General features: G+C 56.7%; 23 protein-coding genes. 1 reads left to right on the forward strand and 22 read right to left on the reverse strand.

All coding sequences use genetic code 11. The annotated features are described in order from the left end of the window. Positions 1–396: 396 nt before the first annotated feature. The 10 genes from lysS to DQG13_RS21220 all read right to left on the reverse strand — a co-directional run bounded on the left by lysS (position 397) and on the right by DQG13_RS21220 (position 9,029). Entirely contained in the window at positions 397–1,899 is a 1,503-nt protein-coding gene (gene lysS, locus DQG13_RS21175) for a lysine--tRNA ligase (protein ID WP_113021907.1), read from the reverse strand. A 108-nt stretch (positions 1,900–2,007) separates the two neighbouring features. Then, positions 2,008–2,484 (reverse strand): transcription elongation factor GreA, encoded by a 477-nt coding sequence (gene greA, locus DQG13_RS21180; protein ID WP_113021909.1) that lies wholly within the window; start codon positions 2,482–2,484, stop codon positions 2,008–2,010. A 418-nt stretch (positions 2,485–2,902) separates the two neighbouring features. Beyond that, positions 2,903–3,919 (reverse strand): tRNA dihydrouridine synthase DusB, encoded by a 1,017-nt coding sequence (gene dusB / locus DQG13_RS21185; protein WP_113021911.1) that lies wholly within the window; start codon positions 3,917–3,919, stop codon positions 2,903–2,905. Further along, positions 3,919–4,146, reverse strand: a complete 228-nt coding sequence (locus tag DQG13_RS21190; RefSeq protein WP_113021913.1) for a helix-turn-helix domain-containing protein — start codon at positions 4,144–4,146, stop codon at positions 3,919–3,921. The genes dusB and DQG13_RS21190 overlap by 1 nt, the downstream gene beginning before the upstream one ends. Continuing rightward, a complete protein-coding gene (gene folK, locus DQG13_RS21195; protein ID WP_113021915.1) occupies positions 4,128–4,640 on the reverse strand; it encodes a 2-amino-4-hydroxy-6-hydroxymethyldihydropteridine diphosphokinase in 513 nt (170 codons plus the stop codon). The genes DQG13_RS21190 and folK overlap by 19 nt, the downstream gene beginning before the upstream one ends. A 7-nt stretch (positions 4,641–4,647) precedes the next feature. Beyond that, complete coding sequence (gene folB / locus DQG13_RS21200; RefSeq protein ID WP_113021917.1) at positions 4,648–5,010, reverse strand: dihydroneopterin aldolase; 363 nt, start codon at positions 5,008–5,010, stop codon at positions 4,648–4,650. A 112-nt stretch (positions 5,011–5,122) separates the two neighbouring features. Next, the gene (gene folP / locus DQG13_RS21205; protein ID WP_113021919.1) at positions 5,123–5,962 is read right to left on the reverse strand and encodes a dihydropteroate synthase; all 840 of its coding nucleotides are present in this window, start codon (positions 5,960–5,962) and stop codon (positions 5,123–5,125) included. Then, positions 5,959–6,849, reverse strand: a complete 891-nt coding sequence (locus tag DQG13_RS21210; protein ID WP_113021921.1) for an aminotransferase class IV — start codon at positions 6,847–6,849, stop codon at positions 5,959–5,961. The genes folP and DQG13_RS21210 overlap by 4 nt, the downstream gene beginning before the upstream one ends. Next, the gene (pabA, locus tag DQG13_RS21215) at positions 6,850–7,434 is read right to left on the reverse strand and encodes an aminodeoxychorismate/anthranilate synthase component II (protein ID WP_113021923.1); all 585 of its coding nucleotides are present in this window, start codon (positions 7,432–7,434) and stop codon (positions 6,850–6,852) included. Continuing rightward, entirely contained in the window at positions 7,431–9,029 is a 1,599-nt protein-coding gene (locus DQG13_RS21220; RefSeq protein WP_113021924.1) for an anthranilate synthase component I family protein, read from the reverse strand. The genes pabA and DQG13_RS21220 overlap by 4 nt, the downstream gene beginning before the upstream one ends. A gap of 158 nt (positions 9,030–9,187) precedes the next feature. On the opposite strand from DQG13_RS21220, the gene DQG13_RS21225 reads away from it, so the two are divergent. Further along, positions 9,188–10,972, forward strand: a complete 1,785-nt coding sequence (locus DQG13_RS21225; RefSeq protein WP_113021926.1) for a methyl-accepting chemotaxis protein — start codon at positions 9,188–9,190, stop codon at positions 10,970–10,972. Positions 10,973–11,057: 85 nt separating this feature from the next. On the opposite strand, the gene cysK is transcribed toward DQG13_RS21225, so the two are convergent. From cysK to DQG13_RS21285, 12 genes are all read right to left on the reverse strand, one after another. Further along, the gene (cysK, locus tag DQG13_RS21230; RefSeq protein ID WP_113021929.1) at positions 11,058–11,996 is read right to left on the reverse strand and encodes a cysteine synthase A; all 939 of its coding nucleotides are present in this window, start codon (positions 11,994–11,996) and stop codon (positions 11,058–11,060) included. A 147-nt stretch (positions 11,997–12,143) separates the two neighbouring features. Continuing rightward, a complete protein-coding gene (locus DQG13_RS21235) occupies positions 12,144–13,082 on the reverse strand; it encodes a peptidylprolyl isomerase (RefSeq protein WP_113021931.1) in 939 nt (312 codons plus the stop codon). 122 nt (positions 13,083–13,204) lie between these two features. Next, entirely contained in the window at positions 13,205–14,095 is an 891-nt protein-coding gene (gene hslO / locus DQG13_RS21240; RefSeq protein WP_113021933.1) for an Hsp33 family molecular chaperone HslO, read from the reverse strand. Between the two features lie 50 nt (positions 14,096–14,145). Then, positions 14,146–14,913 carry a type III pantothenate kinase gene (locus DQG13_RS21245; RefSeq protein ID WP_113021935.1) on the reverse strand — a complete coding sequence of 256 codons (768 nt, stop codon included), beginning with the start codon at positions 14,911–14,913 and terminating at the stop codon, positions 14,146–14,148. Positions 14,914–14,916: 3 nt separating this feature from the next. Further along, on the reverse strand, positions 14,917–15,783 hold the full coding sequence (nadC, locus tag DQG13_RS21250; RefSeq protein ID WP_113021937.1) for a carboxylating nicotinate-nucleotide diphosphorylase: 867 nt from the start codon (positions 15,781–15,783) through the stop codon (positions 14,917–14,919). Further along, positions 15,776–17,389 (reverse strand): L-aspartate oxidase, encoded by a 1,614-nt coding sequence (nadB, locus tag DQG13_RS21255; protein WP_113021939.1) that lies wholly within the window; start codon positions 17,387–17,389, stop codon positions 15,776–15,778. The genes nadC and nadB overlap by 8 nt, the downstream gene beginning before the upstream one ends. A gap of 36 nt (positions 17,390–17,425) precedes the next feature. Next, positions 17,426–18,364 carry a quinolinate synthase NadA gene (gene nadA / locus DQG13_RS21260; protein WP_113021941.1) on the reverse strand — a complete coding sequence of 313 codons (939 nt, stop codon included), beginning with the start codon at positions 18,362–18,364 and terminating at the stop codon, positions 17,426–17,428. Positions 18,365–18,564: 200 nt separating this feature from the next. Continuing rightward, positions 18,565–20,538, reverse strand: coding sequence for an ATP-dependent zinc metalloprotease FtsH (gene ftsH / locus DQG13_RS21265; RefSeq protein ID WP_113021942.1), 1,974 nt, complete (start codon positions 20,536–20,538; stop codon positions 18,565–18,567). A gap of 93 nt (positions 20,539–20,631) precedes the next feature. Continuing rightward, on the reverse strand, positions 20,632–21,171 hold the full coding sequence (gene hpt / locus DQG13_RS21270; protein ID WP_113021944.1) for a hypoxanthine phosphoribosyltransferase: 540 nt from the start codon (positions 21,169–21,171) through the stop codon (positions 20,632–20,634). A 96-nt stretch (positions 21,172–21,267) separates the two neighbouring features. Beyond that, entirely contained in the window at positions 21,268–22,686 is a 1,419-nt protein-coding gene (gene tilS, locus DQG13_RS21275) for a tRNA lysidine(34) synthetase TilS (RefSeq protein ID WP_181592901.1), read from the reverse strand. 63 nt (positions 22,687–22,749) lie between these two features. Further along, positions 22,750–23,655: a protein kinase domain-containing protein gene (locus DQG13_RS21280; protein WP_258525801.1), complete on the reverse strand. Its 906-nt coding sequence runs from the start codon at positions 23,653–23,655 to the stop codon at positions 22,750–22,752. Beyond that, positions 23,645–24,367 carry a vWA domain-containing protein gene (locus DQG13_RS21285; RefSeq protein WP_113021950.1) on the reverse strand — a complete coding sequence of 241 codons (723 nt, stop codon included), beginning with the start codon at positions 24,365–24,367 and terminating at the stop codon, positions 23,645–23,647. Before DQG13_RS21285 ends, DQG13_RS21280 begins: the two co-directional genes overlap by 11 nt. Positions 24,368–24,405 lie beyond the last annotated feature (38 nt).

The raw sequence follows: 24,405 nt of genomic DNA on the forward strand, positions 1-24,405 counted from the left end.
AGCGTTCGTCCTGAGCCAGGATCAAACTCTCCATAAAAGTGGTCCCGAAGGACCCTTATGTTAGAGCCGATAGCTCAATGTTTCAAACGTTTGGCTTGTTTATTTTGCTGCTCGTTGTTCAGTTTTCAAGGAGCTCGTTTGTTTCCTTGTCGTTCTCTTCTTCAAGAGGCGACTTTTTTAATATACCACATTATCACCCATGAATGCAAGCTTTTTTTATTCTCGCATTTTGTTGATTTTTGTGGATTTCGCTCGATCCGGTTTCCCGTGGAAGCGAGCGAACACTAATGTATCATACTCCCGGGAGAAAAACAAGCCTTTATTTTCAAAAACCTGTGAAAGGAGCCAACAAGCAAAAAGAGGCGCCAACAGGCGCCCCCTCTCTTGTCTATGCTTTTATTCACCGGTACGATCCCGCATCAGCGGGAACAGCAGAACGTCCCGGATGGACGGGCTGTCGGTCAGAAGCATCACCAAACGGTCGATGCCGATGCCCAAACCGCCTGTCGGCGGCATGCCGTATTCTAACGCGCGGATGAAGTCCTCGTCCATCTCATGCGCTTCGTCGTTGCCGGCTTCACGCTCCAGGAGCTGCGCCTCAAAACGCTGCCGCTGGTCAATGGGATCATTCAGCTCCGTAAAGGCATTGGCATGCTCGCGGGCGACAATAAACAGCTCGAACCGGTCAGTAAACCGGGGGTCGGCGTCATTTTTCTTGGCAAGAGGCGAAATGGCCACAGGATGCCCGGTGACAAAGGTAGGCTGAATCAGCGTTTCCTCGCAGAACGTCTCGAAGAACTGGTTCACAATATGGCCGAAGGTCATATGCGGCTCAACCGGCACTTTATGCTCCTTGGCGATGGCATGAGCCTCTTCATCGGTCATCTCCACGCTGAAATCGACACCTGTCACTTCCTTGACCAGATCTACCATGGAAATCCGCTTCCACTGCGGAGTCAGATCCACCTCTTGGCCTTGATAGTTGATCTTGGTGCTGCCCAGCACCTCTTGGGCAATATGGGCAATCATATTTTCCACCAGGGACATAATGTCCTTGTAATCGGCGTAGGCTTCATACAATTCGATCATGGTGAATTCCGGATTATGGCGGGTAGAAATCCCCTCATTCCGGTATACCCGGCCGATTTCGTAGACCTTTTCCAGGCCGCCGACAATCAGCCGCTTCAGATGCAGCTCAATGGCAATCCGCATATACAGCTGCATGTCCAGCGCGTTGTGGTGGGTAATAAAGGGACGGGCAGCCGCGCCGCCGGCAATGGCGTGCAGGGTCGGCGTCTCCACTTCCAGATAACCCTTGGAATCCAAATAGGAGCGCATAGCGGTAATGATCCGGGAACGGGCCACAAAGGTGCGCTTTACGTCCTCGCTCATGATCAGATCCACGTAACGTTGGCGGTAGCGCATTTCTACATCCTTCAGACCGTGGAACTTGTCCGGCAGGGGATACAGAGACTTGGACAGGACAGTCAGCTCAGTGGCCTTGACGGAGGTTTCTCCGGTTTTGGTCTTGAAGACATGTCCCTTCACTCCAATAATATCGCCGATGTCCAGAATATCGAAGGCATTGTATTCGGTCTCACTGACGGCATCCTTGCGGACATAAATCTGGATGCGTCCGGTGAGATCGGTGATATGGGCGAAGGAAGCCTTGCCCATGCTGCGCTTTTGCATCAGGCGGCCGGCAATGACCACCTCGACATTCTTTTCATCCAGCTCCTCGGTGGACAGCTCGGAATAGGCAGCCAGAATATCGGCGGCATTGTGGGTGCGCTCAAATTTTTTGCCGAAGGGATCGATCCCCAAATTGCGAAGCTCGTCCAGCTTGTTGCGGCGGATAACCAATAGTTCATGCTCGTTTAATTCCAGTTCCTGACTCATTGACTTTCATTCACTCCCCTATGGATTCCAATCGTTCCCAATTGCCTCTATACGCTTCATAAGGCCGGTCCCTGTGACGGAATCGGCCTTGAATGAGGTAAGCCATGTTTATTTTTTGATGTCGATAATCTCGTATTGAATCGTCCCCGCGGGAACGCTCACTTCCACCAGCGAACCCTTCTGCTTGCCTAGGATGGCCTTGCCTACCGGGCTTTCATTGGAGATCTTGTTCTGGAAGGGGTCGGATTCCGCCGTGCCTACAATGGTATATTCCACCGTATCGCCGAATTCCATATCCTTCAGGGTGACAATGGAGCCAATGCTGACCGCATTCAAGTCCACATCCTCATTGTTGATGATGCGGGCGTTGCGAAGCATTTTTTCCAGGGTGATGATGCGTCCTTCCACAAAAGCCTGTTCGTTCTTGGCGTCGTCATACTCGGAGTTCTCGCTGATGTCGCCGTAGCCGATGGCCACCTTGATCCGCTCCGCAACCTCGCGGCGCTTGACGGACTTCAGATGCTCCAATTCCTCCTCCAGCTTCTTCAGACCTTCCGGAGTAAGGATAATTTCTTTCTCGCTCATTCCATCTGTTCTCCCGTCGTGTGAATATTATTCATACCTTGGAACGTGTTCCCTGTCCGTATGAACTCACTGGAGCCGCCTCGCCGTTTCGTAGCCAAACGGTTCAATATTATAACTATATTGTAAAGTCGCATGAAAATGACAAGGGGACAAACATGTCCAACCACGAAGAAAACCGGCTGTATGCGCCTTGATTATTGAATGATTATATTGCAACGGTTTCCAAATGTCAATGACAGGAAAAGAACGGTATTCCAGGGTGTGTGTGCAAATTCCGAGGGGAGCAGATTTCGCTGATTTTTCGTTCCAGGCAAGGCACTTTTGCGAAGGCGTACCGGGGGTACGTCGAGCGAAAGTAACGATAGCTCGGGGCGAAAAGGCGGTGAAAGCTGCCCTCAAGCGGGTTTGCATACACGCCCTAGTGGAGGATAACGTCTTCCCCATCCTTCGCGACCGCCGGATGTTCGCCCAGCTTGGACACAAATTCTTCCAATGCTGCCACCATTGGGTCCCGCTCCGTCAATTCCATAATGACATCCTTCACCCGGGCCGCGCCGGGAAGCCCTTTCAGATACCAAGCCAAATGCTTGCGCATTTCCTTCACCGCCACATGCTCGCCTTTCAGCGCCACAAGCCGGTCCATATGGAGGACGGCAATGCGGATTTTTTCCTCAGGAAGCGGTTCCGGCGGAAGTACGCCTTCCGTCAGGTAAGCCACCGTGCGGTAAAGCATCCACGGATTGCCCAAGGCTCCCCGGCCGATCATTACGCCGTCCACGCCGGTGTGGTCCAGCATCCGCTTGGCGTCCTCGGGCGTAAACACATCCCCGTTGCCGATGACGGGAATGGACACCGCCTGCTTCACCTGGCGGATAATGTCCCAGTCCGCATGGCCCGTGTACATCTGCACCCGGGTGCGCCCGTGAACGGATACAGCCTGGCCTCCGGCATTTTGCACCGCCTGGGCATTCCGTACGGCATAGATATGATCCTCATCCCAGCCGCTGCGCATCTTGACGGTCACCGGCTTGTCCACCACCTCAACCACAGCCGAGACCATCTCCTCAATCTTGGACGGGTCCAACAGCCATCTGGCTCCGGCGTCGCACTTGGTTACCTTGGGAACGGGGCAGCCCATATTGATATCAATGATATCCGCATCGGTATGCTGATCCACAAACCGCGCCGCTTCCACCAGCGTTTCCTTGTCACCGCCAAAAATCTGCAGGCTGAGAGGCTTCTCCCGCTCATCCACATACAGCATCTCCATAGTGCGCTTGTTGCCGTGGAGAATCGCCTTGTCGCTGACCATCTCGGCGCAGATCAGGCCGCAGCCGAATTCCTTGGCGATCAGCCGGAAAGCCGGATTGCATACACCGGCCATGGGAGCCAGCACCACATTGTTCTTTGCCGCCACATTGCCGATTTTGAGCATTATGCGTCTCCTTTCGTCGCGGAATTGGGAGGAAGCAGCTCATCGCTATCCACCTGCAGCGCTTCCGATATCCGGGCGAGCATCCGCTCGTCGACCCGGCGGGTTCCCCGCTCAATCGTGCCCACGATAGCCAACGATACTCCCAGCCGCTCCGCCAAATCCGATTGGGTTAACCCCTTTAATTTGCGAAATGCGCGTATCCGGTATGCTAAAGCCTGTCTTTCCATCGTTTGACGCCCTCCTTTCCTTCCAGCGTGTCCAGTGTCTCACGAATCAGCTTTGCCTGGAGGCTTGGTTCGGGCAAAAGCACCTCCTGCAGCGGGACCAGGACAAACGCCCGTTCCAGCATCCGGGGATGGGGCAAGGTTAAGGCGGGGGAATCCATGCGGCAGTCCCCATACAGAAGCATATCCAGATCAATCGTCCGGGGACCCCAGCGAACCTCGCGCTTGCGTTCCAGCTGCCGCTCCACGTCCATCATGAAAGCCAGCAGCTGTTCCGGCGGAAGCCGCGTTTCCACACGCAGCGCCATATTCAAAAAAACCGGCTGGTCCACATAGCCAACCGGTTCGGTCTCGTATATGGCGGAGCTTGCGGCCAGCCTGACCCCGGGATGTCCGTCCAAAAGGCGAACCGCCCCGGCCAGCCAGGCTTCCCGGTCTCCCAAATTGGAGCCTAGTCCAATGTATGCCGTTGTCCACTCCTGTTGCGCCTGATTCATACAGCGTCTATGCCCGCTTTCTATGGATGTGTACCGTGACCCCGTCGAAATGGGTTTCAAACGGAGGATGGGGCTTGGTCACCCGCACGGCAATTTCATAAATACAAGTATAAGTATGCAGGAGATCAGATGCAACCTGTTCGGCCAAAGCCTCAATCAGGCGGAAGGGCGGCCCTTCGGCGATTCCCTTCACCGTCCCGTAGACCTCCGCATAGTTCACGGTCAGGGAAAGATCGTCGCTCTTGCCCGCCTCCTGCAAATCCAGGATCATTTCCACATCGATATAAAACCGCTGCCCCAGCTTGTTTTCCTCCGGAAATACGCCGTGATAGCCGAAAAACTCCATGCCGTTCAATACAATCTTGTCCATGCCTGGCCGCCTCCTGTACCCTTCCATAACATCGGTCCAAGCCGCAGGCCGGAGGGTGTTATGGAAGCCTCGAAACCGGCATAGCCGGTTTGAGGGTCTCTGACTCGTCTGTTTAATCGGTATTCTTCAAATCCGCATGCAGGATGGCATCGGTCATCCGGGCCACCCGGGCCATGCCCAGCACATCATGGACTCTCATTATATTCATACCCTGGGCAATTCCCCATGCAACAGTGGCCGCCGTACCCGCATCGGCCTCATCCGTTCCCACATTCAGGACGTTGCGGATCACCCGCTTGCGGGAGGTGCCCAATAGCACCGGGTATCCCAGCGCAGCGATCTCTCCCAAATGGCGGAGCAGATACAGGTTTTCCGCCTGATTTTTGGCAAAGCCGATGCCAGGGTCAAGAATAATCCGCGACGGGTCCACTCCCGCATCACGGGCAATGGTCACCGATTCCAGCAAATCCCGCTTCACATCAGCGAGAAAATCCGTATAAACCGGCACCTCCCGGTTGTGCATCAGAATCACGGGACAGCCGTATGCAGCGGCTACTTCGGCCATCCGCGGGTCGCGGCGGAAGCCCCAGATGTCATTGATGATGGAGGCTCCGGCCTCCAAGGCCAGCTTGGCCGCCTCCGGCTTATAGGTATCCACGGAAATAGGCGTGTCCAGCTCACGGAAGACCGCTTCAATAACCGGAATAATCCGCTGCAGCTCCTCCTCCAACGAAACAGCCGCCGACCCGGGACGGGTGGATTCCCCGCCGATGTCCAGAATGTCCGCTCCGTCCGCCACCAGCTTGCGGGCCTGGGCCACCGCCGCCTCCACCGTATGATACCGCCCCCCGTCCGAGAAGGAATCCGGCGTCACATTCAATATGCCCATAATCAGGGTCCGCTCTCCCAGGGGAAGCTTCCTGCCGCAGCAATCCAGAATACGTGGGCTCATTGTCCGTCCCCTCCCGCTTCCGCTGCGCGGCGGTACCGGGCTGCCAGCTCCGCCGTCCGCTCCCCGGCTGTTCCCCCGCCAATAACCAGCTCATTGCCTTCCGGATCGTACAGGCGGGTTACCGGCATAATTTCCTGTATGGAGTTGGTCAAAAAGATTTCATCCGCCGCAAGCAGCATTTCCCAGGTATAGAAGCCCTCTTCTGCTTCCATACCGGCCTCGGCCGCATGGCGGAGCACCCATTCCCGGGTAATCCCCTCCAGGATGCAGGTTTCCGCAGCAGGGGTATACAGCGTGTCCCCCTGTATGAAGAACAGATTGCTGACCGTGCCCTCCGAGATAAAGCCGCAATCGTCCAGGAACACGCCTTCCGCCCCTTTTGCCCAGGGATAGCGGGACAGCTCTCTTTTGCCGACAATGGAGTTCATATAATGAAAGGATTTCAACCGGCGCTCGCCCTCCGGCGTATTCCTGCGGGTTTCCAGCAGCTGAAGCGGACGACCCGCCCGCCACTCCACAGCATCGCGCTCCGGCGGCAAGGGCTTCACATACAGAATCTCCGCCGGGCGGCTATAGCTGTTCCCGGGCAAACCCAGGGGCTCCTCACCGGCGGACACGCTTAAACGGAAATAAGCGTCGGTCAGTCCGTTGGCCTGAAGAAGCTCCGATACCAGCGCGGCGAGACGTTCTTCATCCGGCTCATACGGAATTCCCAGCTCGCAGGCTCCGGCGGCCAGCCGCGCCAGATGCTCCGTCCACAAAAAAGGCCGTCCGCCATAGGTGCGGAAGGTTTCAAAAACACCCATTCCATACAGAAAACCGTGATCGTAAACGGAGATCACGGCCTTATCCGAGGCGCACAGGGCGCCGTTCAGCGCGATTATCATCTACTTGGCTCCTTGCGATGCCGGGTTTCCGAGGAAATTGGCCAGCATCTTATGCCCGTTCTGGGTGATGATGGATTCGGGATGGAACTGGACGCCTTCGATGGCATATTCCTTATGCCGCAAGCCCATAATCTCCCCCTCTTCCGTCCAGGCGGTGATCTCCAGACAATCGGGAAGAGTTTCCCGCTTCACAATCAGCGAATGGTAACGGGTAGCCGTAAACGGATTGGGCAAATCCCGGAACACTCCCTTGCCGTCATGATGAATCTCCGAGGTTTTGCCGTGCATCAGCCGCTCGGCGCGGATCACGTCGCCGCCGAAGGCCTGGCCGATGGATTGATGCCCCAAACAAACGCCGAGAATCGGGATTTCCCCCTTAAACCGCTCAATCAGCGCCAGGCTGATTCCCGCCTCATTGGGCGTGCACGGGCCCGGCGAGATGAGAATATGATCCGGCTTCAATGCGGCAATGCCCTCCAGATCAATTTCGTCATTGCGGCGCACCTGCACCTCCTTGCCCAGCTCTCCCAGGTATTGCACCAGATTGTACGTAAAAGAATCATAATTATCAATCACCAGAATCATTGTATGTCCGCCCCCTTTTTTATTTGGCCCTCATCCCACAAGCGGTACTGCTCGCTGTACTCCACCGCCTTCCAAAGCGCCTTGGCCTTGGAGAGGGCTTCCTTGTATTCCCGTTCCGGCACCGAGTCAATCACAATCCCCGCCCCGGCCTGCACATATGCCTGACCCTCCAGGGCCAGCAGCGTGCGGATAACTATATTAAATTCCATGTTGCCGTTGTAGTCAATCCACCCGATGGCTCCGGTGTACGGCCCCCGCCGCACCGGCTCCAGCTCCTCGATGATCTCCATGGTGCGCACCTTGGGCGCTCCGGTTATGGTGCCTCCCGGGAATGCCGCGGCGATAACATCATAAGCATCCTTCCCTTCCGCCAGCTCCCCCGTCACCTCGGAGACAATGTGCATCACGTGGGAGTAATATTCGATTCCCATCAGCTCCGTCACCTTCACCGTACCGTAGCGGGAAATCCGCCCCAGATCATTGCGCTCCAGATCCACCAACATAATATGCTCGGCCCGTTCCTTCTCATTGGCCAGAAGCTCATCCCGCATCCGCCGGTCCTCCTCCTGAGAGGTGCCCCGGCGGCGGGTTCCGGCAATGGGCCGGGTGCGAACGGCGTTCCCCTCCAGCTGCACCAGCAATTCCGGCGAGGCCGATACCAGCTCGAAGCCGGGCAGCCGCAGATAGCCCATATACGGCGAAGGATTCATGACCCGCAGCCATTCGTAGATATGGGCGGGGCGGGAGGAGAGCGGACGGCGCTGGCGGACCGCCAGATTCACCTGGAACACATCGCCTGCGGCAATGTAGTCGCGGATTTTCTCCACGGCCCCCATAAACGCATCCTTGCTGAAATCCCGCCTGAGTCCCTCCATCCTGTCCAGATCAATGGACAAGTCCTGCTGACCCACAATATCCCGCATCCTTGCCGCGCGCTGACGGGCCTCTTCCTCCTCCGCAGCACCGGCAAGCCGGTCCCACTCCGCTTTTAAGACAGAAGCCCGCTCCGCAGCCCTCCGGTGCCGCCGCTCCATTTCCGCGACCTCCGCCGGTAACGTGTTCGGGACATGGACGCAGCAGTAGAGCTTTCGCTCCTGCAAATCCGCCACCCACAGCTCCTCGAAGCGGAGCATGACATAATCGGGAATGCCCAAGTCATCCACAGCCCGCTCCGGCAGCTTCTCCAGATGGCGGACCACATCGTAGCTCAGGTATCCCACGGCTCCGCCGCATATTTTTGGCGCTCCCGGTATGGCCGGAGACCGGAACGGGCTCATCCATTCCCGGATCAGCGAAAGCGGGCTGCCCTTCCGCCGCTCCTTCCGCACGCCGGCGCCGGACCAGTCCGTCACGGCAGCATCCGTTCCTTTGCCCTCAATCATGGATACGGCCGAGCAGCCGGCAATGGTATAGCGGCCTCCTTTGCCGCTTTCCAGCACAAACGCCGGTTGGCCGGAGCAGCCCCACAGCCCATCCCATTGGGCGGGCAACCCGTCCAGGGGGTGGACCTCAATATACGGCAGCATGGTATACGCCGGCGCCCAGCGCAGCCAATCCTGCAGCGCGGTTACAATCAACAGGTTGTCCTCCTTCATGTGTGGCAAGCTTTCTCCCATTTTAACAAATGCCCAATAGTCACACAATTCTTAAAGTCTGCTTCTCCGCCCGATTTAAAAGAAGGAATGATTACTCTATAATTAAGCTTAAATTCATTTTGTGAAAATTATTACATAAGAGCGGGGAGTGTTTACAGGTGGGGCGAATCAGGTTTAAAATCCTTCTGCCATTTGTCTTAAGCTGCGTGATCCTTACCGGTTTGTTCGGTTGGTACAACATTGCTATGCTGCAGAGAAACACTGACCGTGAGCTGGCGCATTATGAAACGGAGCTGTTCCAGCAATACGATACCATGATCAAAAACCAGGTAGACACCGCTTATACTCTGTTGGAGTTCTATGACCGTCAGGCCGCCAGCAGCACCATGACCCGGGAGGAGGCCCAAATTTCCGCCCGCGAAGCGCTGAAAAGCCTGCGTTACGGGGAAACCGGCTATTTCTGGATTGACCGGACCGACGGCATTCTCATTGCCCATCCCATATCGCCGGAACAGGAGGGCACCAACCGCCTGGAGCTGAAGGATGCGGAGGGCACCGCCCTGATTCAAGGCATTATCAGCGCCGCCACAACCGGCAAGGATGGCGGCTACACCCAGTACCTGTGGGAAAAGCCCTTGACCGAAGGGGGAGCCAAGGTCACCTTGAAACGGGCCTATTCCCGCTATTTTGAACCGTACAAGTGGGTGATCAGCACAGGCAACTATGTGGATGACCTGCAGGGCATGGTGGAGTCCAAACGGAACCAGCTGAATGACGACCGCGATGCCAGCATGAAGGCAACCCTTATCTTCATTGCGGGGATTTGCGCGGTTGTGGCCATGATCGGATATTGGGTCAGCTTCCGCATCTCCAAGCCGCTCCTGGCGATTGCCCGGGCCTTCCGCAAGGACGAGCAAAACCGCTATACCATTCGGGAGATTCCGGTGACCACCCGGGATGAAACCGGACAGGTGGCCGGCGCGTTGAACGAATGGACCGGACAGGTGCGCAGCTTTGTGCAGGAGGCCAGTGCCGCTACAGACCGGATAGCCGTACATATCGGCGAGATGGATGATCTCACCGACGAAGTAAAGGGCATCGCCCAGGATACCGACGCACAAACCCGGGAGATGACGGAGACTATGGAGTTTGTCGCCCAGGCCTCCGACCAGATCGCAGTAGCCATGACTCAGGTGGAGCAGGCCATCGGGTCCATTGCCTTGCGGACGGAAAATGCGGCCTCCCTGGCCAACGAGTTCAGCCACCGGGCCCAATTGCTTCAGGAGCACTCCGCCGCCTCCATCCAACAGACCAAGGAAGTGTACGAAGCCACCCAGAATGATATGGACGAGGCCATGCTCCACTTGGAGAAGGTGAAGGAAATCGAGGCCTTGTCCCAGGAAATCTCCGGCATTGCCAGCCAGATTAATCTCCTGTCCCTGAATGCGGCCATCGAGAGCGCACGGGCCGGGGAAGCGGGCCGCGGCTTTGCGGTGGTGGCTTCGGAAATCCGTAAGCTGGCGGAGCATACGGAATCCACGGTCAAGCGGATAGAGGGGCTCACTGGGGTCATCACCGGCTCCGTGGAAACCCTGGTACAATCCTCTTTGGGGATTAGCTTCTTTATTGGGAACGATGTCCTGGAGAGCTACGGATCGCTGATGGAGCATAGTGAAAAGTACCTGGAGGATGCCGGGCACATTCAAAATGTGATCATGGAGCTGTCCGCCACCTCCCAGGAAATCAGCGCCTCCTCCGTGGAGGTTACCCGGCAGACTGCGGATGTGGCGGAGCGGATTGCATTAAGCGCCCAATCCCTGGAGGGGATCAGCGCCCAATCCGGCGTCATCCTTCAAGATCTGAACCGGATGAAGGAAAGCTCCCGGGCCAATTTGGACAACATGATGCGGCTGAAGACGTTTGTGGATACGTTTAAGGCGTAAAAGCGGAGGCCGGAATGCCTTTTATACATAACCTAAAAAAGCTTGCCTGGACATAAAGCCCGGGCAAGCTTTTTTTATAGGCGGATTAGTCTTCAAAGCTGTACAGCGGCGTGCTCAGGTAACGCTCGCCGTTGGAAGGCAATACGGCAATGACGCGTTTGCCTTTGCCCAATTGCTTGGCAACCTGCAGCGCGGCGAAGATGGCCGCCCCGGAGGAGATCCCGCCCAGAATGCCTTCCTCCTTGGCTACGCGGCGGGAGGTTTCGAAAGCGTCGTCGTTATCTACGGGAATGATCTGATCATAAATTTCGGTATTCAGAATATCCGGAACGAAGCCTGCGCCGATGCCTTGAATCTTGTGGGGGCCGGGTTTGCCGCCGGACAATACCGGAGACGCGCTGGGCTCCACGGCAATGATCTTGATGCCCGGGAAATTCTGCTTCAGCACTTCGCCTGTGCCGGTGATGGTGCCGCCGGTGCCGATGCCCGCAACGAAGGCATCCAGCTTGCCGTCAAAGCTCTTGATGGCTTCCACGATTTCCGGCCCTGTGGTTTCCCGGTGGACCTTAACGTTGGCCGGGTTCTTGAATTGTTGGGGAATAAAATAGGACGGGTTCTCCGCAGCAAGCTCTTCGGCTTTGCGGATCGCGCCCTTCATGCCTTCGGCTCCGGGAGTCAGCACCAGTTGGGCGCCGTAAGCGCGGAGCAGGTTCCGGCGCTCCAAGGACATGGTCTCCGGCATAACCAGGATGGCCTTGTAGCCCTTGGCTGCGGCCACCATGGCCAAGCCGATGCCCGTATTGCCCGAGGTGGGCTCCACAATGGTATCGCCGGGCTTCAGCTTGCCTTCCTTCTCGGCAACCTCCACCATGCTGATGGCAATCCGGTCCTTGACGCTGGAGCCGGGGTTTTGGTATTCCAGCTTCACATAGATCTCCGCGCTGTCCTCGGGTACAATCCTGTTCAACCGCACAAGCGGTGTATCGCCGATCAAATCCGTAATATTCTGAACCAATCTAGCCATGTCCAAATCCCTCCTGAGCTGGTATGGGTATTCCGAGTAATCTACTAGGTATTATCTGTCTACATATTATCAAGCCAGGCTCAAATTGTCAACTGGATTTCATCAGAAAATGGATTTCATCAGAAAAACCAAAAAGGACCCCCAGGCTCAAAGAGCCAGTTCGGAGTCCTCAATCACCGTTTTGTATTTCGCACGCAGCATCTGGGTAATGTCCGCAAACGGCGGAGCCTTTTGGAGAGCCAGAATCCGGTGCACATTGGCCTTGATCTCCTCCGGCGTTCCCTTGCTGACCTCTTTTTTGTCCCTCAGCTTGATCACCGTGTAGCCTTCAGCCGTTTTAATGGGACCGGATATATCCCCCACCTTCATCTTGCATGCCGCCTTCAGCAGTTCCTGGGGGACAAACGGGTCATTGTCCTCCAGCCAGCCCAAATCCCCGCCATCCGATGCAGTGGAGGTATCCAGAGAACGCTCTTTGGCCAGAAGCCCAAAGTCCTTGCCGGAGAGCGCCAGCTCCAGCGTCCGTTTGGCTTGCTCCTCCGTCTGGCTGACGATTTTCTGAATCCGCAGCTGGGAGGAGACAGCAAACTCTTCCGGGTGCTCTTTGATGTACTGGTTAATTTCCTGATCGCTTACTACAACTGCAGCCGTCGCAATTTTCTCCAAAATCAGCTTGTAGTACACGTCCTCGCGGATGTCTTCCTTGGACATGCCCAATTGGCTCTTCATGGAATCGTAGAACTGCTCCTCGCTGTCATACCCCTGGCTCATACGGGTCAATTCCGCATCCAGCTCTTCCCGGCTGATCTTGATCTTCTGCTCCTCCGCCTCCAGCCGCAGAACCTCCTGGTCCAGCAGTTGGCTGAGCAGCTCCGCTCCATATTTCTGAAGCAGCTGCTGCTCCAGAATGCCCAGCTTGAACTCCTTGCTGCCGACTCTGGCTACTACCCGCTCTCCCGCAGCGGGGTCAGGCGGAGCCACCTCATCGCTGCCGGCCATCCCGTCCCTTGCAACCATTAGGCCCAGCACCAGCACCGCGGCCCCCAGACAGCCGACAAGCCCCCATAACAGCTTGATGTTTCTCATCCCATTCTCCTCTTTACATCCCGAGAGCTTTCCGAAGGAAAGCTGGCTTCGTAAGCATTCCCTGGCGCTTCAATGTCCCGGATGTCTTTCTCTCTGCTCCTGCCCTTGGTGGCCGTTGTCCTTTAATAATCCCCCGTGCTTCTGATGTGCTCAATCACGCCGCGCAGTTCCGGCTCCTGAAATAAATACGCTTCATTGCAGTAATGGCAGCGAAGCTCCACCTGGCCGTCTTCCTCCACCAGACGCTCCAGCTCCTTTGTCCCCAGGCTGATGAGGGTGCCCATCACCTTTTCCCGGGAGCACTTGCAGGTGAGGGAGAGCTCCATAGTATCCAAGATCCTGACGGAGCCCAGGACCGTTGCCAAAATTTCATCCAGCTCCAGCCCCTGCTCCAAGAGGGTGGTAATGGGCGGCAAGGCCGAGAGCTTTTCTTCAATTTCATCGATCTCTTCGTCAGACAGTCCCGGAAGAAGCTGAATAATGAAACCTCCGGCGGCGTTCACCTTATAATCGCCTTTGCCGAATAGAACACCCAGCGCCACAGCGGAGGGGGTCTGCTCCGATTTGGCGAAATAATAGGTGAAGTCCTCCGCCAGCTCACCGGACACAATAGGTACACTGCCGCGGTAAGGCTCCTTCAAGCCCAGATCCTTGGTCACATACAGAAAGCCGTCCGTACCCACGGCTGCGGCAACGTCCAGCTTGCCTACAGCGTTGGGCCCCACATCCACCTGCGGTTCGTCAACATACCCCCTGACCTCCCCCCGGGCATTGGCGTCCACCACAATCTGTCCGATGGGCCCGCCGCCCTTCACCTGCACCACCAGCCGTTCCTCGCCCTTCAGCATGGCGCCCATCATGGCAGCGGCCGTAATGGAACGACCCAAGGCCGCTACAGCGGTCGGCGAAGCCTGATGACGCTCTTTCCATTCCTCCACCATTTGCGTTGTTCTGGCTGCGAAGGCGCGAACCTGGCCGTTCCAGGCCGTCGCCCTGATCAATACGTTATCCATGGTACCTCCTGAGGGCTTTCCGTGAGGAAAGCCTGCATCGTAAGCTTAAACTAAGGGCGGTTGCGTTCGTATATGAGCCGCAAACCCTGCAGCGTGAGAATGGGATTAATCACGTCAATGCTCCGGGCTTCCTCGGCAATCAGCTCCGCCAAACCTCCGGTGGCCACCACAGTGGGTTTGGTGCCGAACTCTTCCTTGATCCGCCGGACGATGCCGTCCACCTGGCCGGCATAGCCGAAGATAATTCCTGCCTGCATGGATGTAACGGTATTACGCCCTACCGTGCTTTTCGGTTTCACCAGTTCAATCCGCGGCAGCTTGGCGGCCCGCTGATACAGGGCTTCCGTAGAGATGGCGATGCCGGGAGCAATGGCGCCTCCGATATATTGGGACTTTTCATCGATATAGCAAAAGGTGGTGGCTGTGCCGAAATCCACGATGACCAGGGGCGGGCCGTATATCTCCAGCGCCGCCACCGCGTTTACAATCCGGTCGGCGCCGACCTCCCGGGGATTTTCATAACGGACGCTTAATCCCGTCTTAATGCCGGGGCCTACAATAAGCGGCTCGCAGCCGATATATTTGCGGCACATGCTCTCCAAAGCAAACATCAAGGGCGGCACAACGGAGGAAATGATGACTCCCTCCACCGACTCCAGCGCCAAGCCCTTATGATTGAAAAGGCCGAAGAGAGCCATGCCGTATTCATCCGCCGTAGCCTGGCGGTTGGTGCTGATCCGCCAGTTGTGGACAAGGGTTTTGCCTTTAAAAAGCCCAAGCACAATATTGGTATTGCCTACATCCACAACGAGAATCATGGGTCAGGCCTTCCTTTCATTCAAATCCAGGCTGATATCCAGCGCTTGCACCGAATAGGTCAGCCGGCCCACGGAAATCACATCCACACCCGTCTCGGCAATGCCGCGGATGGTGGACAGATTCACATTCCCGGAGGCCTCTACCAGAATATGCGGCATTTTTGCTTTCAGAATGCCCACAGCCTGGCTCATATCCGCCGGTTTCATATTATCCAGCATAATGATGTCCGGACCTGCCGCCATGGCTTCCTCCAGTTGGGCGAAACCCTCCACCTCCACCTCGATTTTCATGGTGTGGGGAATTTGGCTTCTGGCGGCGGCAACCGCTTGAGCGATGCCTCCGGCGCCTTTGATGTGGTTGTCCTTGATCATCACCGCGTCATACAGGCCGAAGCGGTGATTATGCCCGCCGCCCACACGGACAGCGTATTTCTCCAGCATCCGGTGCCCGGGTGTGGTTTTGCGGGTATCCACAAGCCGCGTCGGCAGCCCCTCCAATGCATCCACGTATTCCCGGGTGCGGGTGGCAATGCCGGACAAACGCTGCATCAGATTCAAGGCAAGGCGCTCGCCCAAGAGAATGCTGCGGATGCTGCCGTAAACCTCCGCCAGAACGTCGCCCTTGGCGATTCGTTCCCCGTCTTGCCGGACGGGGCGGAACGTCAGGGAGGGGTCCACTACACGGAACACGGCTTCGGCTACGGGAATACCCGCCAGAACGCCGTCCTCCTTCACATGGATGATGCCCTTGCCCTCCCGGTCCTCCGGTATGGTCGTCAATGTGGTAATATCTCCGGAGCCGATATCCTCCTCCAGCCATAGACGAATCTGGCCTTCCAGGGCCCGCATGTTCAAGAATGGGTTAGACATCGGAAATTCGCTCCTCTATTACACCTTTTTCACGGTTGAAAACCACATGCTTGCGCCACACCAGATCATCCCGTTCCGGGAAATCATCCCGGTAGTGGCCGCCTCTGCTCTCCTCGCGGATCTCTGCCGCACGGGTGATGAGAAGAGCGCAGGTGAGCATGTTGGCGAACTCCAGCTCCTCCCGCTTGGTCAGGGCGGACTCGAAGATGGGCATCTGCCGCTTCAGCTCTTCGTAGCCCTTTTGCAAGCCTTTGGCATTGCGCTTCAGGCCGGCATAACGGACCAGGATTTTCTGCAGCTTCAGGCGCTTCTCCACAATCGCCTGGTGGACAGGCTCCTTGCGCTGGAGGTTCTCCAGCTCGTCGGGAAGCGGAACCTTATCCGTGAGCTGCAGCACTTTGTTTACAATCCGCCGTCCAAAGACGATGGCTTCGGACAGGCTGTTGCTGGCCAGACGGTTAGCCCCATGCACACCGGTGGAGGAAACCTCCCCACAGGCAAACAACCGCTTAAGGGTAGTTTCCCCAAAGAGATCCGTTTCCACCCCGCCCATCATATAGTGGGCCGCAGGCGCCACGGGAATCCAGTCCGTAGCCAGATCAAGGCCGAATTGCATGCAGGTTTCATAAATGGTGGGGAAGCGGTTTTTGACCATTTCTGCCGATTCATGGGTAATGTCCAGATATACAAAGGTGGATTTGGTGAGTTCCATTTCGCTGACGATGGCCCGGGCCACGATGTCCCGCGGCGCCAGCTCCAGCTGGGGATGGTATTTCTCCATAAAGCGTTCGCCGCGGATATTCCGGAGCACGGCCCCTTCACCGCGGACCGCCTCTGAAATGAGGAACCGGGGAGCCCCGGGATAACAAAGAGAGGTAGGGTGGAACTGGATGAATTCCACATCCCGCACGGAAGCGCCCGCGCGGTACGCAATGGCCATGCCGTCGCTGGTGGCCACCTCCGGGTTGGTGGTGTAGCGGTAGAGCTGGCCTGCTCCGCCGGAGCACAATACGGTAGCGGAGCCGTGAACGATGACTTTCTCCCCGGTGGGTTTGATGACCAGGGCGCCGCAGCATTCACCGTGGTTAGTGATCAGGTCGACGACAAAATGATCATGCCATATTTCGATATTCGGATGCCTCAAGGCCTTCTCCGACAACGCTCTGACAATCTCCGCGCCGGTAGCGTCGCCGTGGGCATGGAGAATGCGCCGCATGCTGTGGGCCCCTTCCTGGGTCAGGGCCAGCTCCCCGTTCTCCAGGTCAAACTGGGTGCCCAGCCTGATCAGATCACGGACGCCATGGGGGCCCTCCTGAACCAGCACATCCACTGCGGCATGGTCGCACAGGCCGGCTCCGGCAATCAGCGTGTCCTGGCGGTGATACGCAAAGGAATCCTCATCGGAAATAACGGCCGCAATGCCGCCCTGGGCATAGCGGGTATTGCTCTCAGTGAGCGCCTTCTTGGTGATCATCAGCACCTTGCGCTCTTTTGCCGCCTTAATGGCGGCGAACAAGCCGGCAATACCGGCTCCGATGATAATCACATCCGCCTCCACACGGGGCAACTGGTTGACATCCACATCCATCAAATAACGGGGGATCATCTTATTCACCTGTCTCTAACAAGGAAGTAGCGCATGCTACTTAACCAGTAGCATGCGCTCTAATGACAATCGTGCTTGATCAGCAATATGAGGCGGAACATAAATCTGAGGCGACAGCGTCTCCAGACATTTGGCGACCTTCTTCAGATTGTTCACCTTCATGTTGGGGCATACCAGATATTTGGTTGCGAAGTGAAAGGTTTTGTGGGGGCTGTCCAGGCGCAGCTGATAGCCTGTCCCATCCTCGGTGCCTACAATAAACTCCTGGCAATCGGACTCCTTGCAATATTTGATAATGGCGGTAGTGCTGCCGACAAAATCCCCCAGCTTCACCACCTCCGGCCGGCACTCGGGGTGCACGACGAACTGGGCGTGAGGGTATTGGGCCTTCATCTCCTCTACATCCCGGACGGTGAGCATGTCATGGGTGTTGCAATAGCCTTCCCAGATAATCAGCTTCTTGTCGGTATGCTTCTGCACATAGTCGCCGAGATTCTTGTCCGGCACCCAGATCACTTCCTCGGCGTCCACGGACTCAATCACCTTGATGGCATTGGCGGAGGTGCAGCAGATATCCGTTTCCGCCTTCACCTCGGCGGAGGTGTTGATATACGCCACCACCTTGGCGTTAGGATGCTGGGCCTTGAGCTTCTTCAAGCCGTCCACATTCACCATATCGGCCATGGGACAGCCGGCCCGTTCGTCAGGGATCACCACCGTCTTATTGGGGGCCAGAATCTTGGCGGATTCACCCATAAAATGGACGCCGCAAAATACGATGACATCCGCATCGGTGGAGGCGGCCTTCTGCGCCAGCAGGAAGGAATCGCCCCGGAAATCGGCAATTTCTTGTATCTCATCCCGTTGGTAATAATGGGCAAGGATTATCGCGTTGCGCTCCTTCTTCAATTGAAGAATGCGCTCCTTCAAGAGCCGGTCCTGCTCAGCTTTGTGTGCACGGGCCTGAGCTTCCATCGTATTGAAAGACCTCCTTCGCATGTTGCCTGCACTGGTGACGGAGATTAAGAGGCGAAAAAAACCGCTTTGCGCATTCGCCTAAGAATAGTTTACACCTACTGTACACAACCGGATTCCGCGTGTCAATGTGAAACTGGACTTATTCGGAGGCAAAAAAATAAAAACCGGCAGCCTGTGGAGGCTGCCGGTCAGACTCGTTATTCCTTAGGCGGTTCCCGGTCATCCAGCACCGGCTTGATGGCAGGAGCACTCTCTTCCGGCTGCTTCTGGATGTTGATCTTCAGATCGGCATTCTCTGCAGCAGGTGCTGAGCTGCCGCTGTCCGGAGCGGCATCCAGATGGCCGTTTTCGATCAGCTGGATAATCTCATCCTTGTCCAGGGTCTCCTTGTTCAGCAGGGTTTGGGCAATCAGATGCACCTTCTCCGCATGCTCGTTCAGAATTTCCTTGGCCCGGGCGTAGCACCGCATGACGATGCTGCGGATTTCCAGGTCAATCTCATAGGCAATGGCGTCGCTGTAGTTCTGCTCATGGCCGAAATCCCGGCCCAGGAAAACCTGGCCGCCTTGGCTATGGCCGAACTGCATCGGCCCAAGCTTATCGCTCATGCCGTAATCCACAATCATCCTGCGGGCGATTTCCGTAGATTTGCGGAAGTCGTCATAAGCGCCGGTGCCGATTTCGCCGATAAACAGCTCCTCGGACACCCGCCCGCCAAGCAGGCCGGTAATTTGGTCAAGCAGCTCCGCTTTGGTTACCACCAGCGGGTCTTCCGCATCCTTGGGCAGCATCATGACATAGCCGCCGGCGCGTCCGCGGGGAACGATGGTCACCTTGTGGATCATTTGGGCATTGCGTTCAAAATACCCGATAATGGCGTGGCCGGATTCGTGATAGGCAACGGTTTTTTTGTCCCGCTCGCTGATCACCCTGCTCTTCTTCTGGGTACCGACAATCACCCGGTCGAAGGCCTCCTCCACCTCGGACATGGAGATGTCCTTGCGGTTGCGTCTTGCCGCGATCAAGGCGGCTTCGTTAAGCAGGTTCTCCAGATCCGCGCCGGTAAAGCCGGTGGTGTAACGGGCCAGGGAGTCCAGCTTCACGTCCTTGTTCAGCGGCTTGTTGCGGGCATGCACCTTCAGCACCGCTTCACGGCCCTTCACATCGGGACGGTCCACTGTGATCTGGCGGTCAAAACGTCCGGGACGCAAGAGCGCCGGGTCCAGAATATCCGGACGGTTGGTGGCGGCTACGATAATAATGCCTTCATTGGCGCCGAAGCCGTCCATCTCGACCAGCAGCTGGTTCAGGGTTTGCTCGCGCTCGTCGTGTCCGCCGCCCAGGCCTGCGCCCCGCTGGCGTCCGACAGCGTCAATTTCGTCGATAAAGATAATACAAGGAGCGTTCTTCTTGGCATTCTCGAACAGATCGCGGACACGGGATGCGCCGACACCGACGAACATTTCCACGAAGTCCGAACCGCTGATGCTGAAGAAGGGCACTCCCGCCTCACCGGCTACCGCTCTGGCAAGCAGAGTTTTACCTGTACCCGGAGGGCCCACCAGAAGCACACCCTTGGGAATCCGGGCGCCTACGGCGGCGAACTTGCGGGGGTCCTTCAGGAACTCGACAACCTCAACAAGCTCCTGCTTTTCTTCATCCGCTCCGGCCACATCCTCGAATGTGACCTTCTTCTTCTCTTCATTATATAGGCGCGCCCGGCTTTTGCCGAAATTCATGACCTTGCCGCCGCCGCCCTGGGCTTGATTCATCAGGAAGAAGAAAAGAATGAAGATGATGACGAACGGAATGATGGAGGTCAGAAAGGAAATCCAGATGCTGTCGCCTTCCATCTTCAGATGCTCTTCGTCAATGCCGCTTTGCTCCACCAGCTCGATTACGCGGTCGCTTAAGGGAGCGCGGGTCTTGAACTGCCTGCCGTCTTCATACTGACCCCTGATCAAATACGTGATGCCATCCGGCTTCATCGTAATCGACTTGATTTTATTGCCTGTTGCATTGGGCTTCGCCGTTTCTTCCAGCTGCTGGCGGAATTGACTGTAGTGAATGGTCTGCTCCAGTTCATTCTGCGAGCTGATAAAGCGGACGATCCCGATCACAACCAAAAAGATTAGTAAATAAAATCCTGTATTGCGGAGGATCCGATTCATCCCCTACCTCCTCTCATGCGGCACACTTGTTTTATTTTACCACAGCAAGACTTTCTATCACAACCGAACCCAAGGAGACCCGGGAGGATGCAATCAGGTGGTGTAAATCTCCGGTTTGAGGATGCCGACAAAGGGGAGATTGCGGTATTTTTCGGCATAATCCAGCCCGTAGCCCACCACAAAGGCGTCGGGGATGGTGAAGCCCTTCCAGTCCGGCTCCAGGTCCACCGTACGGCGTCCCGGCTTGTCAAACAGAGCCACCACGGAGATGGAATTGGCATTGCGGCGCTCCAGCACATCAATCAGGTAGGACAAGGTCAGGCCGCTGTCGATAATGTCCTCGACGATGACCACATTCCGGCCTTCTACCGGCACATCCAGATCCTTGATAATCTTAACCACGCCGGAGGACTTGGTGGACGCTCCATAGCTGGAAACGGCCATAAAATCCACTTCGCAATGGACAGTAATGTTCTTGAACAGATCGGCCATAAAAATAAAGGCGCCTTTCAGCACACAGACCAAAAGCGGATTCCGTCCCTCATATTCCTTGCTGATAATTTCCCCCAGTTCCTTTACCTTCGCCTGAATCTCTTCCTCGGTGTACAATACTTCTTCAATGTCGTTACGCAAAGTTGGCCCTCCTACGTTACATACTATGTTTCAATCCACACTCCTTATGAGAAGGAGCAACAGCTAGAAAGCTGCAAATCATGCATTGGAATGCTTTTACCCATCCGGGGGCGGGCTGTAGCGGAGGCGGAGGATTTGTTTGGTGTTCTCCGTCACCTTGGCAGCCCCGGCGCGGCGGATTCCCGGTATCCAAAGAATAACGCCGCCGGCATCCGTTACCACCGGCGTGTGTTCGCGGCGGAAACGGGGCACCTTGTCATCAATGAAGATATCTTTTACTTTTTTGGAGCCGTTTAAACCATCGACTTGCATTCGGTCCCCCGGCCTGCGGTTGCGGAGCTGCAGGGGAAAAAGCAGTTCCTCCGCATCAAACCGGGCTTCATGGGAACAGGCGGTCTCCGACGCCATGTCCGCTGCCGGCGCCAGGGCAATCTCCAGCCGCCCTCCCGTTTCCGCCAGAGCAAACTGTCCCGACGCCGCCGGGAGCGGATAAACATAGTCCCGCGGGGCAGCGGAACCCGGCGACCTTCCCAGCCGGACAGCATCGTATTCCCGGTCCAGACAGATCTTGCCGGAGACCGTCATGCGCCGGTTGGGAGCCCCTTCCTCCAGAAGCGCCAGGCGGATCTGCTCCACCGCCGCAAAATCAAGATTTTCCGTGGTTCCAAAGAGATAATTTAATATTAGTTTAATGAAACGCCTTTGTAAAGCAACATGGAGACAGGCGAAGTCCGGTCTGGAAAATCGAACCTCTTCCGGTCCTTGACGAGCCAGCTGCGCAACCGCCCGAACCGCTTCCCCCTCCAAAAAGTCATCGTCTGCGGCGGCTGTCTCCGCCAGTCTGTTCAAGGCCTGCACCACCGAGGGATTATGCTTCGACAGAAACGGCAGCGTTTCCAACCGGATGCGGTTGCGGGTATACTTGGCGCAAGCGTTGCTGGAATCCGTCACATAGTCTTCCTGCAGCCGCTCCAGCTCCCGGAGGAGCCGGTTCTTGTCCATACGCAGCAAAGGCCGCACCAGCTTCAATCCATCCCGCTCCTGCACAAAAGACATGCCCCCCAAGCCGGAGACTCCCGTTCCCCGCAGGATGCGCATCAGAACCGTCTCCGCCTGATCATCGGCGTGATGGGCCAGGGCGATCTTTTCCGCTTGCCAGACTCTGGCCGTGTCGGCAAGAAAGTCATAGCGCAGCCGGCGCGCCGCATCCTGGGAATTGCCACCGTGCTGCTTCAGATATCCGGGGACATCCAGCTCCCGGTAATAAAAAGGAAGTTCCAGCCGCTCCGCCTGCCGCCGGACAAACTCCGCTTCCCGGGCGGATTCGTCAGGACGGAAGCCGTGGTTGGCATGGGCCACCGCAAGCCGCCACCCGGCTTCGCCGGAAAGCAAAAAAAGGAGATGCAGAAGCGCAGTGGAGTCGGGTCCGCCCGAAGCCGCCACCACGATCCGGTCTCCCGGCTCGAAGAGCTTATATTTCACAATGGTCTGCCGTAACTCGCCTGTTACATCCATGGAGAATGATCCTTTCGCTCTGCAGAAAGAAGTTCGCCTTGCCTCCGCCATATCCGGCGGTGCTTACCAATAATACCAGACCGTTGCCGCAAAAAGCAACAAGGACGCGGCAAAACCCACCTTGATCCACGTGTCCTTGGCCGGTTTGCTGACGGGCTTTGCGCCTCTGCGGCGGAGAACCAGCCTGCGCCAATCCGCTACCGCCTCGCCGGAGCCGGCGTATCCGCCCCGCAGAGCTTTTTTCAGAAAAGGAAGATATTCCGCACATCCCGGATCTGCGGCGGCTTGCTCCAAAAGCTCCTCGACGCTGCGGTTCTGCGGCAATATTTCCCGGGAAAACGCCGCTTTGGGGCCTCCGCAAACATGGATGCAAAGGACGGCAAAGGAAAACAGATCATAAGCCGCATCCCCCGTCCTGTCCCCCGCATTCCAATAGCAGCGGTCATAAATTTCCGTAAACTGCTTGACCGCCTTGCCCAGGGGAGTGACTCCCCCGAAGTCCACCAGCTCCACCATGCCATATCCGGACACCAGCACATTTTCCTTCTTCAAGTCTCCGAATAAATAGCCCGTACGGTGCAGCTCCGCCAGCTTTTCCAAGAGCCGCAAGCCAATCAGGGGAAACCAGTCCCCTCCTTTGAGGGACAGGTACTTCTGCAGCTGCTGTCCCTCCACGAACCGCATCACATAGAAGGGAACCGTTCTGCCCTGCTCCTCCCAATCATCCACATCCACAAGGAAGCTGCGGAAAGAGCCCTCCACGCCGGAGAGAATTTTCAGAGTATTGACTTCCGATTGCAGGTCCAGGGTATCGGAGCCTACCTTCATGGCCAATCTTTCCTGGCCTCTTCTGACCAAATATACTTTGCCGTTGGCGCCCTCGCCCAACACCCGTTCCACCGCATATTCGGTTTTGTTCCACCTGCCGGCAATCCGCTTCCCCACGGGGAAAACAGGGTTAGACGACATACTCACTTAAACATCCGTCCTTGTCCTCCATCGGCGGCACTGCCGGTTTGCCCGCCATATAGCGGATGGTTTCCAGAAGCGCCGGTCCGGTTGGGGTAGTACCTCTCATGTTTATTTTATAGAACAAGTTCCGCGCTTTTGCAAGATCGGAAGTGAAGCCCAGCTCCATCTGGCATTCCTGCCCCTGCAGGCCGGGGAAGCGGAACACAGCCAGCCGGCTTTGCCCGCCGCGGGCCTTGAGGCTGGCCATCAGGTCATGCGCCGTCTCCTGAACCGCCAGAAGCTTCGGCTTCATGCTGGCGCTGGCATCCACCAAAAGCGCCACCTCCAGCTCCATCTGGTCGGACATATCCTCCACCGCCTGCACCACCAAGCCGCGCTTCTCCGGCTCCAGCTCCGTCAGCCGTCCGCTGCCCCCCAGGATTTGGCGGAGCTCCTGCTCCACTACCTGCTGAATAGTGCCTGTTACCGTCTTGCGGGTCATCATCTGCACGGTCCCGGACAGCTGCGCAGACGGAACGATCCGGCTCATGCCGCCGCTCGCCCGAGCAATCTCGGCAATTTCAGTCGCTCCCAATTCGCCGATTTCCCCTTGGTCGATAACCCCCACCACATGGACCACAATGCCCTCCTGCCTGGCCTGGGCGGCGGCAATCACCGGATCTACCCCCACATTGGAGCACCCGTCTGTAATCAGGATAATCTGCTTCATGTCCCAATCCCCCGTTTCCTCGGTCGCTTTAACTCTAC

The organism is Paenibacillus sp. YN15 (genome assembly GCF_003285005.1).
Classification (GTDB): domain Bacteria; phylum Bacillota; class Bacilli; order Paenibacillales; family NBRC-103111; genus Paenibacillus_AR.

Coding starts and splice junctions, on each gene's coding strand:
- DQG13_RS21220 (WP_113021924.1), bottom strand. CDS start 9,029: ATGAAGGAGGACAACCTGTTGATTGTAACCGCGCTGCAGGATTGGCTG.
- hslO (WP_113021933.1), bottom strand. CDS start 14,095: ATGGATAACGTATTGATCAGGGCGACGGCCTGGAACGGCCAGGTTCGC.
- dusB (WP_113021911.1), bottom strand. CDS start 3,919: ATGCTCAAAATCGGCAATGTGGCGGCAAAGAACAATGTGGTGCTGGCT.
- DQG13_RS21245 (WP_113021935.1), bottom strand. CDS start 14,913: ATGATTCTCGTTGTGGATGTAGGCAATACCAATATTGTGCTTGGGCTT.
- DQG13_RS21235 (WP_113021931.1), bottom strand. CDS start 13,082: ATGAGAAACATCAAGCTGTTATGGGGGCTTGTCGGCTGTCTGGGGGCC.
- ftsH (WP_113021942.1), bottom strand. CDS start 20,538: ATGAATCGGATCCTCCGCAATACAGGATTTTATTTACTAATCTTTTTG.
- DQG13_RS21210 (WP_113021921.1), bottom strand. CDS start 6,849: ATGATAATCGCGCTGAACGGCGCCCTGTGCGCCTCGGATAAGGCCGTG.
- greA (WP_113021909.1), bottom strand. CDS start 2,484: ATGAGCGAGAAAGAAATTATCCTTACTCCGGAAGGTCTGAAGAAGCTG.
- cysK (WP_113021929.1), bottom strand. CDS start 11,996: ATGGCTAGATTGGTTCAGAATATTACGGATTTGATCGGCGATACACCG.
- DQG13_RS21280 (WP_258525801.1), bottom strand. CDS start 23,655: ATGTCGTCTAACCCTGTTTTCCCCGTGGGGAAGCGGATTGCCGGCAGG.
- DQG13_RS21190 (WP_113021913.1), bottom strand. CDS start 4,146: ATGGAAAGACAGGCTTTAGCATACCGGATACGCGCATTTCGCAAATTA.
- nadA (WP_113021941.1), bottom strand. CDS start 18,364: ATGGAAGCTCAGGCCCGTGCACACAAAGCTGAGCAGGACCGGCTCTTG.
- folP (WP_113021919.1), bottom strand. CDS start 5,962: ATGAGCCCACGTATTCTGGATTGCTGCGGCAGGAAGCTTCCCCTGGGA.
- nadB (WP_113021939.1), bottom strand. CDS start 17,389: ATGATCCCCCGTTATTTGATGGATGTGGATGTCAACCAGTTGCCCCGT.
- DQG13_RS21285 (WP_113021950.1), bottom strand. CDS start 24,367: ATGAAGCAGATTATCCTGATTACAGACGGGTGCTCCAATGTGGGGGTA.
- pabA (WP_113021923.1), bottom strand. CDS start 7,434: ATGATTCTGGTGATTGATAATTATGATTCTTTTACGTACAATCTGGTG.
- nadC (WP_113021937.1), bottom strand. CDS start 15,783: ATGTCTAACCCATTCTTGAACATGCGGGCCCTGGAAGGCCAGATTCGT.
- lysS (WP_113021907.1), bottom strand. CDS start 1,899: ATGAGTCAGGAACTGGAATTAAACGAGCATGAACTATTGGTTATCCGC.
- folB (WP_113021917.1), bottom strand. CDS start 5,010: ATGGACAAGATTGTATTGAACGGCATGGAGTTTTTCGGCTATCACGGC.
- tilS (WP_181592901.1), bottom strand. CDS start 22,686: ATGGATGTAACAGGCGAGTTACGGCAGACCATTGTGAAATATAAGCTC.
- folK (WP_113021915.1), bottom strand. CDS start 4,640: ATGAATCAGGCGCAACAGGAGTGGACAACGGCATACATTGGACTAGGC.